Source organism: Streptomyces sp. GbtcB7, from assembly GCF_019091445.1.
In the GTDB taxonomy this organism is placed as follows: domain Bacteria; phylum Actinomycetota; class Actinomycetes; order Streptomycetales; family Streptomycetaceae; genus Streptomyces; species Streptomyces mirabilis.
Genome location: NZ_JAGXJM010000087.1, coordinates 1 through 11,595, shown reverse-complemented (window position 1 = coordinate 11,595; position 11,595 = coordinate 1). Strand labels below are relative to the sequence as shown.

The window sequence follows — 11,595 nt, the reverse complement described above, 5'->3', positions numbered from 1 at the left end:
CGGACAACTGGTGCGGATAGCGCTCACGCAGATGCAGCAGGCCGACCTTGTCGAGGGCGTCGTCGATGAGCCGGTGCCGTTCGGCCTTGTCGACCTTGCGGATCCGTAGCGGCACGGCGAGATTCGCGGCGATGGTCTTGTGCGGCCACAGGGCGTAGGACTGGAAGACCATGCCCAGGTTGCGGCCCTCGGGCGGTACGAAGATCTTGCTCGCGGTGTCCACGAAGGTGGTGGTGCCGATGGCGATCGAGCCGCCGGAGGGCTGTTCGAGTCCGGCGACGCAGTTGAGGGTGGTGGACTTCCCGCAGCCGCTGGGGCCGAGGAGGGTGAAGAACTCGCCGTCCCTGATGGTGAAGTCGACGTCGTCAAGGACGGTGTTCGCGCCGAACTGCTTGTTGAGGTGGGAGACCTTGACGTCAGGCATCGTTGTTGCGTCCCTTCAGGAGGAGTCCGGCGAGCCCGACGAAGGCCGCGGTGATGGCGATCTGCAGGGTGGCCAGTGCGGCGACGGAGCCGGTGTTGCCCTGGACCCAGAGTTCGAGCATGGTGGTGCCGATGATCTTGCTGTCGGCGGAGCCGAGGAAGACGGCCGGGGAGTACTCCTTGAGCATCGTCACGAAGGTCAGGACGAGCGCGCCCGCGAAGGCGGGGGTGAGGAGCTTGGCCAGGATCATGGTGAACGCCTTGATCCAGTCGGCGCCCGAGACCCGTGCCGCGTTGTCGAGCTCCTGGCCGATCTGCATGATCGACGGGGCCAGGGACCCGAATCCGCTGGGCAGGGCCCGCAGGCCGAAGCCGATGATCAGTGCCCAGAGGGAGCCCTGAATCAGCGAGTTGAGTCCGAACGGGGCGTAGGCGAAGGCCCAGAACAGGCCGATGCCGACGATGATCCCGGGCATCGCCTGCGGGGCCAGTGCCAGGTATTCCGTGGCTCTGCGGAAGCGGAAGTTCGAGCGGCGCGCCACCATCACGGCCAGCAGTCCGAGAACGCTCACCAGGACCGAGCCGACGCCCGCGACGATCAGGCTGTTGATGATGGAGTCGGTGTAGGCGGTGTAGTTGAAGATGCGTTCGTAGTTGGCCATGGTCAGGGTCTTCAGCGGGGACTGGAGCGGGGTGAAGACCAGGGTGAACGAGCGGAAGATCAGGCCCACGATGGGGACGAGGGCGCCCATCACGACGTAGAAGACGATGGACAAGAGGCTGATCCACTTCAGCCGGCCCAGGTCCAGCCGCCGGGGACGGGTGGCCTTGCCGCGCACGGAGACGAACCGCTGGGCGTTCTTGAGGAGTTTGGCCTGGATGGCGACCAGGCCGACGGTGACGAAGAGGATGATGGCGGAGGCGGCGCCGAGCACCCCGTAGTCGGGGTTGATCGACTGAAGTCCGTTGCGGTAGAGGAAGGTTGAGAAGACCTGGATGTCGGACGGCTGGCCGTACAGTAGCGGAACGCTCAGCGTCTCCACGGAGATCGAGACGACCAGGATCGAGCTGTAGACGATTGGCGGGCGCAGCATCGGCAGGATGACCTCGAACAGGATCCGGAGCGGTCCCGCCCCGCAGACCTGGGCGGCTGACTCCAGCGAGGCGTCGCTCTGGCGCAGCGCTCCCGCACAGAACGTGTAGGCGATCGGTGCCAGGGCGACGGCCTCGGTGAGCGCCATCCCGGGGATGGAGTACAGGTTCCAGGGGACGCTGCCGAGCACGTCGGCGACCTTCACACTGACGAAGCCGGCGGGGCCGTACATCGTGATCCAGCCGAAGCCGAGGATCAGGGACGAGATGAAGAACGGCCACTGCATGGCGGCGGCCAGCAAGCGGCCGCCGGGGATCTTCGTCCGTACGACGGCCACCGCCATGGGGATGGCGATGAGAAGGGTGAAAAGGGTCGTGAGGCCGGCGAAGAGGGCCGTGTTGAGCGCCACCCGGCCGAAGCCGGCCTCGGTGAACAGCTTGGTGTAGTTGTCCAGGCTGAGCACGCCGCCGGCCTCGTACAGCGGCCGGTCGAGCAAGGACTGGTAGAGCGTCGGCACGACAGGAGCGAGGACGAGCAGGGCAAGAACGATGATGACCGCGTAGTGCAACCACACCTCCCGTCCCCTCCCGAGGAGACGCCGGTACCTGGGCACCGCGTAGTCCACGGTCCGTGGCGGGCTGTCGCTGCTCGACGGCGTCGGCGACTTCGTTGTCGTAGACATCGGTTCTCAGGGCCCTTCGTCGGTCTGGCGGCTCAGCGGCCGAGGAGCCCGTCCCAGCGGGTGGTGAACGCCTTCACCTCGGCGTCGGGAACCTTGGCGTACTTGACGTCGATCACGTTGCTCGTGCCGACCGCCTTGAGCAGTTCCTCGTAGGTGTGGCGGCCGTCGGTGGCCTCCACGCCGTCGCGGTACGACGTGAGACCGCCCTCGGAGACGGCCCGCTGGCCTTCCGCGGAGAGGACGAAGTCGGTGAACAGCTTCGCCGTCGCTATGTGCGGAGCCTTGGCGGCGATTCCGACGCCGCGCGGCAGGACGACGGTCCCGTCGTCGAGGAACGTCAGAGACAGCAGGCCGCCACTGTCCGCAGCCTTCGGGTAGGCCGGGGCGGCACTGATGAAGAAGCCGGCGAGGTACTCACCCGAGAGGATCTTCTCCAGCTGGGTGCCGGAGGACGACTCGGCCTTGCCGAGGGGCAGCAGCTTCTCCAGCGACGACCACGCCGCGGGCCGGGCGTCGGTGAAGGCATGGGAGACCGAGAAGCCGAAGGCGCCGTTCACATCGCGCGTGGTGATCTTGCCCTTGTACTTGTCCGGGTCCTTGGACACGATGTCGGCGAGGGACCTCAGCCCGGTCGGCTTCTCCTTGACGAGCGAGGAGTTGTAGACGATGGACAACGGGTCCATCGACATCGAGTACACGTTCGGCAGCAGCGTGGCGCTCTTGGGAAGCTTCGCCAGCTCCGGCGACTCGTAGTCCAGCAGGGTTCCGGGGCGCTCGGCGAAGTCGGCCCACGCCTGCGCGGCGTTCGACACCAGGATGTCCGCCGGTGAGCCGCCGGTGGCCTGCTCGCTGAGGACCCGCTGGAAGACCTCGTCGCTGTCGAGGTTGTTCGCGGAGATCTTCTTGACCCACGGGTACTTCTTCCGGAAGTCGCGGAAGATCGGCGCCCAGTTCTCCTGGTCCGTGTTGGAGTAGATGGTGAGAGCGCCACCCTCCTTCTTCGACGCCGCGATGACGTCCTTGTACGCGGAGGGGTAGTACGCGGGCGCTTTGCCGGACTCGATGACGTTGTCGGCGCCCGGCTCGTCACCCCCGGAGCCGCAGGCGGCGAGAAGAGCCAGGGACGCGGCGGCACCGAGTGCGAGAGCGGTCCGGAACAAGCGGCGGGGAGCGGTTGCGGCGGCCTGCGCGGCAACTGGAGCCATCCTGCGGGGAGTAGCGGTCATGCTCTTCCTCCTTGAAGAGACCCGACGTGCGCCTCAGGTGAGTCGTCGCAAACAGTGATGGTTATAACCTATGACGTCAAGCCTTTCGGCTGAATGTGTGCGATTACAGAGGGGGTTTAGCCTGGGGAGATTATGATTTCCAAGCTTGAGGAAGGTGACTTTCAAGGAGTGCTGCAGAGCAGGTGTGGGGTGACATAGCCGCTACACATCCGGTAAGTTATAACCACAGATCACAGAGGGGGATCGCATGTCGGAGCCGGTTCAGGCCTTCGAGACGAAGAGCGACTTCGCCTACCGTCAGGTCCGGGACCGGATCCTCTCCGGCGAGCTGGGGCCCGGCTCGGTGATCCAGCAGCGGGAACTCGCGAGTCTCATCGGTATCAGCACCACGCCGCTGCGCGAGGCCCTGCGCCGCCTCAAGAGCGAAGGCCTGGTGGAGCTGGACGCCCACCGTGACGCCCGGGTCTCGGCGTTGCGGGCCGAGGAGGCGCGCGATCTGCTGGAGCTCCGCCGCTCCCTCGATCCCCTGGCTGCCGCACTGGCTGCTGAGCGGCGTACCAACGCCGACATCCAGGCCATCCGCGCCGCGGCGGACGGACTGGCCCCTCTTCCCACCCACCCGAGCATCGAGCAACTGGTGGCACACCGCCGCTTCCACGCCGCGATCTACATGGCGTCCCACAACGACCTGCTGATCGCCACCCTGGAGGGGCTGTGGGACAAGGCTGATCGTTATCGCCGTCTGGCGCTGCGGACCGACCGGGGCCAGGCCGCCCGGGACCAGAAGGCCAAGGAGCACAACGCGCTCGTCGAGTGTGTCGCCCTCGGTGACTGCGCCGGCGCGGAGCAGGTCATGCGCGAGCACATCGACACCAGTCTCGGGGCGACAGCGGTGTGGCGGCTCGGCCATCCCGACAGCGTCGGCGGAACCTGACCGGGCGTGACGCCGTCGGCCGGGCCCGGCGGGGCCGCGCGGTGGCCCTGGGCGGCGCTGCTCGTCCACGCGCTGCTGGTGCAGGCCCTCACCTTCGTACTCCGCCCGACAACCACCTACCGCGCCATCGAGCTGGAGCTGCCGAGCGCTCTGCTCGGTGTGCTCTCGGCCTGTTTCGCCGTCGCACCGCTGGTCCTCGCGGTACCCAGCGGCGCCCTCACCGACCGGGTCGGGGAGCGGGCGATGGCCCTGCTGGGCTCCGGGTTCGTCCTCGCCTCGGCGCTTACCCTCGCCCTCGCGGGCCACTCCCTGCCGGCCCTCATCGGCGGCAGTGTCCTTCTTGGGGTCGGACACCTGTGCAGCGTCATCGCGCAACAGGCATGGGTGGCGAACCGAGCACACGGAACGGGCTCGGACACCGCCTTCGGCCGCTACACCTTCGCCGCCTCCCTCGGACAGGCCGCCGGACCCGCGCTCATCGTCCTCTTCGGAGGACAACGGGAGATCCCTGACACCCAGATCGTCTTCACCGTCGCCTGCGCGGGCGGGCTCGCGCTGATCGCGGTGTCGGCACTGGTCACACCGAGCCCCCGCGACGCATCCCGCGAGGCTGCCGTGACACGCGGCGGAACCGCCCAACTGCTGCGCCTGCCTGGCCTGCCGCGAGCACTCCTGACCAGCTGTGTAGTGCTCGCGGCAGTGGACATCACCCTCGTCTATCTGCCCGCCCTGGGAACCGAACGGGGTATAGCGGCCGGGACTGTGGGCGTGTTGCTGACCATCAGGGGCCTCACCTCGATGGGGTCAAGGCTCTTCCTGGGGCGCCTCGTCGCACGACTGGGCCGGCGTCGGCTCCTCGTCCTGTGCACGATGCTGTCGGCCACGTCCATGGCCGCCGCAGCGGTGCCGCTCGGCACGCCGACGCTGGCGGTCTGTGTCGCGGTGGCGGGTTTCGGGCTCGGCGTCGGCCAGCCACTCACGATGTCCTGGCTCGCCGACGCTGCCCCTCCCGGAGCCCGAGGCCGCGCCATGTCCCTGCGTCTGGTCGGCAACAGGGCCGGCCAGGTGGTCATCCCCAGTGCCGCAGGCGCTCTGGCCGCAGGCACCGGCGCCGGCGGTGTCCTCGTCGCGACCGCGGCCGGACTGGCGGGAATCGGGTACGCCGCGCGAACCCTTCCCGTTGACGTCCACCAGATCCCTGACACCCACACCGAAAGGAAACACCGATGAAGCCCACGGCCGACCTCTACGACGAGCACGGAGACAACCTCCAGTCGTGCACCACCCAGTTCCGCCTCTTCGGCGCCCGAACCTCGTTCGAGGGCACCGTCACCACCGTGAAATGCCACGAGGACAACGTGATCCTCAAGGCCACCGTCGGCGAGCCCGGGGCAGGGCGGGTCCTTGTCGTCGACGGCGGTGGCTCGCTGAGCGCCGCCCTGATGGGTGATGTCATCGCCGGCCTGGCCGCGTCCAATGGCTGGGAGGGCGTCATCATCCACGGTGCCGTCCGTGACGTCGAGGCGCTGTCCAAGGTCGATCTGGGCATCAAGGCCCTCGGCTCGAACCCTCGTAAGAGCCGCAAGGACGGGGTCGGGGACAAGGACCTGGAAATCTCGTTCGGCGAGGTGACCTTCACGCCCGGCTGCCACCTCTACAGTGACGCCGACGGCATTCTCCTCACTCGTGGGCCGGCAGGCGGTGCGTAGTTCCGCACACCCCTCGCGCGGTTCCTCCGAGGTGGACAGTCCGGTGTCGTCGGCCCGAACCTGCGGCTGATCTCGCGGCGCAAGCACGGGACGCCCGGCCAGGAATGCCCGGCCAGGAATGCCCGGCCAGGGACGCGCGACGGGCGGAACCGGCTGGCGAACTGTCCGTAGCGGAGCGCGCCGTCCTGATCCGGATGACCGCGACGGCGTGAAGGACGGAGCAGAGCCGACGGTCGCCGGAGGGTTGAGAATCGGTGGAGTGCCTTGTCCACGCCGGAGATCTCGGCCGGGGCGGCGTAGGTCGGTTCGTGAACGCCGCAGCGGTGGCAAAACCGGCCGTCGGGCCCGACGAGTACGCCGGGCCCGACGAGCCGTGCCGTCGGCACAGGCCCGATGTCGGGAGTGTTCGTCAGCGTGCTGCCCGAGGAGCCGACGAGCTCCTCTCCACGTACCGTGTTTCTCGGCCGACCGCTTGTCCGGCGCGCGGATCTCCGTGACCAGGTCGTGGGCAAGGGTCCTTGGGGACCCGCTCGACATCGCCGGCGGGGCGGAGGCGCGCACCGGCGCGGTGGCCTGATCCGACGACAGCTGCTGAGTGCGCTGGGGCGTAGCCCCGCCGGGCGGCAGATCACGCAGCACTGCCCACCGCTGGTTGGTGGTCCGGCCTCGGGCTGGGCGAGGTTGACGTGTCGCAACCCGAAGTGAGACTTCCTGGGTGGAGGTACATCCCGCAACCGCTTGCGAACCTTTACGGCGCAAGCGGTTGCGCAAGTGCTTGCCCGCCTCTACCGTGTGTCCACCGAGTTACAGAGGTGTGGCTCGGAAGCCATGGAGGTCGGTGTAATGATGCGGTCGAAGGGGTTGACGCGGACGCTCGTGCCTGTGGTGGGAGTGCTCTCTCTCGTCCTGGCCGGATGTGCCGGAGCTGGCGGCAGCAGTGGGGGCGGCAGCGGGACGAAGACAGTGAGGGTCGCGCTGGTGGCCAACCCCCAGATGCAGGACCTGAAGAAGCTGGCTCCAGAGTTCGAGAAGAGTCACCCCGGCATCAAGCTGGAGTTCAGCGTGTTGCCGGAGAACCAGCTCAGAGACTCGGTGACCAAGGACATCGCCACCAAGTCGGGACAGTACGACGTGGCATCCATAGACAACCTCAACGGAAGCATCTTCGCGAAGAAGGGCTGGCTGACCGACCTGGGCCCGCTGGCGGACAAGACCTCCGGATACGACACCGCCGACTTCATTCCGTCGATGTGGTCCCTGAACCAGCAGAGCGGTATGCAGTACGGCATCCCGTTCTACGGCGAGTCCACGTTCTTGATGTACCGCAAGGACCTCTTCGCTCAGGCCGGGCTGACCATGCCGGCCCACCCGACGTGGGACCAGATCGCCACGCTCGCAGACAAGCTCAACAACCCGTCCAAGGGCGTCGCCGGGATCTGCCTTCGCGGCAAGCCCGGCTGGGGTGAGGGCATGGGTGTGCTCAGCACCGTGATCCAGACCTTCGGCGGAAGCGTGTACGACTCCGACTGGAAGGCGCAGATGAACAGTGCGGCCACCACCAAGGCCGTGAAGTTCTACACAGACCTGGTCAAGAAGGACGGCGAGGCGGGCGCGGCCAACTCCGGGTTCACCGAGTGTCTGTCCACCATGGGCCAAGGCAAGGCCGCCATGTGGTACGACTCCACCGTTGGCGCGTCGTTGCTGGCCGACCCCAAGCAGTCCTCGGTGGCAGGGAAGATCGGCCTGGCTCCGGCTCCCGTGGTGGAGACCAAGTCGGCCGGCTGGCTGAGCTCGTGGTCCTTCATCATCCCGAAGACCTCGAAGAACACCGACGCGGCCTGGCAGTTCGTGTCGTGGGCCACCTCCAAGCAGTACGGCAAGCTGGTCGGCGGCAAGCTGGGCTGGACCCGTGTCCCGCCGGGCGTCCGTACCTCGACGTACGCGATCCCCCAGTACCAGAGCGCTGCCAAGGACTACGCCGACGCCACCCTCACCCAGATGAAGAGCGTCAACCCGAAGCAGCCGGGCGTCGCCCCTCAGCCGTGGGTGGGAACCAACTACGTCGCCATCCCCGAATACCCCGACCTCGGCACGAAGATCTCACAGGAGATCTCCGCCGTCATCGCCGGCCGGGAGAGCGTGTCCGTCGCGCTGGACAAGGCCCAGGACTGGGCGACCGACGTCGCCAAGTCGGGTGGCTACCAGAAGTGAGCAAAGGGGCCGGCGGCTCACGCGCCGCCCGCGCGTCCGCCGGCCCGTTTCCCGCCCGACCCCGGAACGCAGAAGAGGAGTAGCGCCGTGCGCGCAGCAGTCATGCAAGGACCGGGACTTCTGGCCCTGGAGGAGCGCAACCGCCCTGAACCCGGACCGCATGAGGTGCTGGTCCGGGTGACCTCACTGGGCATCTGCGGATCGGACGTCAGCTTCTTCCGGCACGGCAAGCTGGGGCACAGCATGTTCCGTGCGCCGGTCGTGCTCGGGCATGAGCCGGCGGGGGAGGTGGTGGCCTGCGGCAGGGCCGTGACCCGCCACCGTCCTGGGCAGCGGGTGTCGGTGGAGCCGGGGGTACCCTGCGGGACCTGCGGGCAGTGCCGCACTGGCCACTACAACCGGTGCGCGGACATCCGTTTCCTGTCCGATCCGCCGTACGACGGGGCCATGCAGGAGTACGTCGTCATCCACGAAGCCTTCGCCCACCCGGTGCCGGACAGCCTCTCCGACGACGCCGCCGCCTTGATCGAGCCACTGTCGGTGGCGGTATGGGCCGGCCGGCATGGCCGGGTCGGTGCTGGGGACCGGGTGCTGATCACCGGCGCCGGTCCGATCGGGCTGCTGTCCGCTCAGGTGGCGCGCGCTCTGGGGGCGACCGAGATCGCGGTCAGCGACGTCAACCCGGCCCGGCTGGATACCGCGAAGCGGTTCGGTGCCACCACGACGTTTCTTGCCGCCGACGCACTGCGAGCCTCGGCGGACGTGGCGCCGACCGTGCTCATCGAATGCTCGGGCAGCCCCCGGGCGCTGGCCGGCGCTCTCCCGGGGACGGCGGCGGGCGGCAGAGTCGTCCTGGTCGGCATGGGACCCGAAGAGGTCAGCCTGCCGCTGGGCCTTGTGCAGCAGCGGGAGCTGACCATCAGCGGAGTGTTCCGTTACGCCAACACCTGGGAGACGGGAATCGCCCTGGCCTCGTCCGGCCGCGTCGATCTCGACGGACTGGTCACCGACCGGTTCTCGCTCGCGGACGCGGGCACTGCCCTCAATCCCGACACCGCCGTCACGACATCCATCAAGACTGTCATCGACCTGCGCGACTGAGCGCGGGTGCGTAGCGGATTCTTACTCGACACGGATACTGGAGAGCCCAGGTGCACCTCCCGATCACCGAACGCCCGGAACGCCCCGAGTTCCCCGCGGAGACCGAGTTCGCCGCTCTGGTGGAGCGCGCTCGCCAGCTCATGGAGCGGCCCGGACGAGCCGTCCTCGGTATCGCCGGAGCCCCGGCGGCGGGCAAGAGCACGCTGGCCGCGATGCTCGTCGAAGAGCTGGGACCGCGCGCTTGCCTCCTCCCCATGGACGGCTACCACCTGGCCAACTCGGTGCTTGTCGCGCTCGGACGCCGGGACCGCAAGGGCGCGCCCGACACCTTCGACGCCGCCGGATTCACCGCCCTGTTGCGGCGGTTGCGCGACAACGGTGGCGAGGAGACCGTCTACGCACCGCAGTTCCACCGCGAGATCGAGGAATCCATCGCCGGGGAGATATCCGTCGGCCCCGGTACGGATCTGATCGTCGCCGAGGGGAACTATCTGCTGCTGGCGGATGGTCCCTGGGCGTGGATCCGACCGCTGCTGGACGAGGCATGGTACGTCGAACCGGACGAGGAACTTCGGCTGCTGCGGCTCGTGGACCGGCACATGGAGTTCGGTAAGACGCCGGAGGAAGCACATGCCTGGGCGCATGGCACCGACCAGGTCAACGCCGACGTCATCGCGGCCACCCGGGTGAACGCGGACCTCGTGGTGCGAATCGCCGAAAGGGAGGCGCAGTGACCATGTCGGAAACCGCGACCCGTGGGCCGTCGAAGTTCGTGCCGAACAGCACGCGCTTCGCCGCGCAGCCGGATGGCCGGTCGGCCAGGAGGCGCAAGGAGGGGTGGACCCGGCGCCTTCCGCTGCTGCCCGCGCTGATCTACATGATCGTGCTGACACAGCTGCCGTTCCTCGCCACCCTTTACTACAGCGTCCGTTCCTGGAACCTGCTGACCGGCCGCAACACCTTCGCCGGTCTGGACAACTACGCGGCCGCCTTCACCGACCCGACCTACCGCACCGCGGTCCTCAACACCGTGCTGATCACCTCGGCCACGGTGCTGCTGTCCATGCTGCTCGGCGTCGGGCTGGCGCTGCTGATCAACGAGAGGTTCATCGGTCGCGGCCTGGTACGCACCCTGCTGATCACACCATTCCTGATCATGCCGACCGCGGCCGCGCTGCTGTGGAAGTACACGATGCTCGACCCCGATCAGGGCATGGTCAACGTGCTGCTGCGCACGGTCGGCATCCAGCCGGTCGCCTGGCTGCAGGAGTACCCGCTGACCTCGATCGTCGTGTCCGGGGCCTGGCAGTGGACCCCGTTCATGATGCTGATCGTGCTCGCCGGACTGCAGAGTATGCCGCACGACGTGACCGAGGCCGCCGCCGTGGACGGGGCCGGACGCCTCGCGGTCTTCCGCCACCTGACGGTTCCTCACCTCAAGCCGTTCGTCCAGTTGGGGGTGCTGCTCGGCGCCATCAACGTCGTCAGCACCTTCGACGGGATCTTCATGATGACCCAGGGCGGCCCCGGTACCGCCACCACGAACCTGCCCTACTACCTCTACCAACAGGCCTTCCAGAGCTTTGAGATCGGCCGGGCCGCCGCGCTCGGCGTGGTCACCGTGATCGGCACCATCATCGTGGCGCAGGCTGCCCTGCGATTGCTGTCCGGACTGCTCGCGGGACCGGAGGTCCGCTCATGACCACCCTCACCACCAGCACCGTCACCACCACTGCCCCGGGGCCACGCGGGACCGGTCGCCTCCGTGGTCTGCACCTCGGACGCGCGGCGCTCGGCTGGAGCGCGGCCCTGGTCTTCTGCTTCCCGGCGATCTGGATGGTCGTCACCGCCTTCAGGCCCGAGGGCGGGTCGTACACTTCACTGTCCTTCACCCCGACCCTGGAGGAGTTCCGCCGGGTCCTCGGGGGCGACATGACCCCGTATCTGATCAACTCGGCGACGGCGACCGTCGTCTCCGTACTGCTGACGCTCGCGCTGGCGGCACCGGCCGCCTACGCGCTCGCGATCCGCCCCGTGCGCAAGTGGCGCGACTCCCTTTTCTTCCTGATCTCCACCAGGATGATGCCGCCCGCCGCGTCCATCGTTCCGCTCTACCTCATCGCCCGCGACATCGGCCTGCTGGACAACGTCTGGGCACTGATCCTTCTCTACACCTCGATGAACCTGCCCCACGCGGTGGGGATGCTGCGCTCGTA

The 11,595-nt window shown here is 67.9% G+C and carries 10 protein-coding genes and 1 pseudogene; 8 read left to right on the top strand and 3 right to left on the bottom strand.

Annotated elements, in window-relative coordinates; genetic code table 11:
• The 3 genes from KVT44_RS54665 to KVT44_RS54655 all read right to left on the bottom strand — a co-directional run.
• Positions 1–424, bottom strand: a 424-nt coding sequence (locus KVT44_RS54665; RefSeq protein ID WP_217576599.1) for an ABC transporter ATP-binding protein, incomplete at its 3' end; no start/stop codon positions are given.
• The gene (locus KVT44_RS54660; RefSeq protein ID WP_217576597.1) at positions 417–2,198 is read right to left on the bottom strand and encodes an iron ABC transporter permease; all 1,782 of its coding nucleotides are present in this window, start codon (positions 2,196–2,198) and stop codon (positions 417–419) included. The genes KVT44_RS54665 and KVT44_RS54660, both read right to left, overlap by 8 nt.
• Positions 2,199–2,230: 32 nt before the next feature.
• Positions 2,231–3,424 carry an ABC transporter substrate-binding protein gene (locus tag KVT44_RS54655; RefSeq protein ID WP_254651194.1) on the bottom strand — a complete coding sequence of 398 codons (1,194 nt, stop codon included), beginning with the start codon at positions 3,422–3,424 and terminating at the stop codon, positions 2,231–2,233.
• 247 nt (positions 3,425–3,671) lie between these two features.
• Here KVT44_RS54655 and KVT44_RS54650 point away from each other — a divergent pair, with 247 nt between their 5' ends.
• The 8 genes and pseudogenes from KVT44_RS54650 to KVT44_RS54615 form a co-directional block, all read left to right on the top strand.
• Positions 3,672–4,358, top strand: coding sequence for a GntR family transcriptional regulator (locus KVT44_RS54650; RefSeq protein WP_217576595.1), 687 nt, complete (start codon positions 3,672–3,674; stop codon positions 4,356–4,358).
• Between the two features lie 6 nt (positions 4,359–4,364).
• Positions 4,365–5,588, top strand: coding sequence for an MFS transporter (locus tag KVT44_RS54645; protein WP_217576593.1), 1,224 nt, complete (start codon positions 4,365–4,367; stop codon positions 5,586–5,588).
• A complete protein-coding gene (gene rraA / locus KVT44_RS54640) occupies positions 5,585–6,067 on the top strand; it encodes a ribonuclease E activity regulator RraA (RefSeq protein ID WP_217576591.1) in 483 nt (160 codons plus the stop codon). Before KVT44_RS54645 ends, rraA begins: the two co-directional genes overlap by 4 nt.
• A gap of 978 nt (positions 6,068–7,045) precedes the next feature.
• Positions 7,046–8,278: a sugar ABC transporter substrate-binding protein gene (locus KVT44_RS54635; protein ID WP_308314418.1), complete on the top strand. Its 1,233-nt coding sequence runs from the start codon at positions 7,046–7,048 to the stop codon at positions 8,276–8,278.
• Between the two features lie 87 nt (positions 8,279–8,365).
• The gene (locus KVT44_RS54630) at positions 8,366–9,379 is read left to right on the top strand and encodes an NAD(P)-dependent alcohol dehydrogenase (protein ID WP_308314417.1); all 1,014 of its coding nucleotides are present in this window, start codon (positions 8,366–8,368) and stop codon (positions 9,377–9,379) included.
• A 50-nt stretch (positions 9,380–9,429) separates the two neighbouring features.
• Positions 9,430–10,113 carry a nucleoside/nucleotide kinase family protein gene (locus KVT44_RS54625; RefSeq protein WP_308314416.1) on the top strand — a complete coding sequence of 228 codons (684 nt, stop codon included), beginning with the start codon at positions 9,430–9,432 and terminating at the stop codon, positions 10,111–10,113.
• A 2-nt stretch (positions 10,114–10,115) separates the two neighbouring features.
• Positions 10,116–11,081 carry a carbohydrate ABC transporter permease gene (locus tag KVT44_RS54620; protein WP_217576601.1) on the top strand — a complete coding sequence of 322 codons (966 nt, stop codon included), beginning with the start codon at positions 10,116–10,118 and terminating at the stop codon, positions 11,079–11,081.
• Positions 11,078–11,595, top strand: a pseudogene (locus KVT44_RS54615) (carbohydrate ABC transporter permease); the annotation flags it as partial. The gene KVT44_RS54620 and the pseudogene KVT44_RS54615, both read left to right, overlap by 4 nt.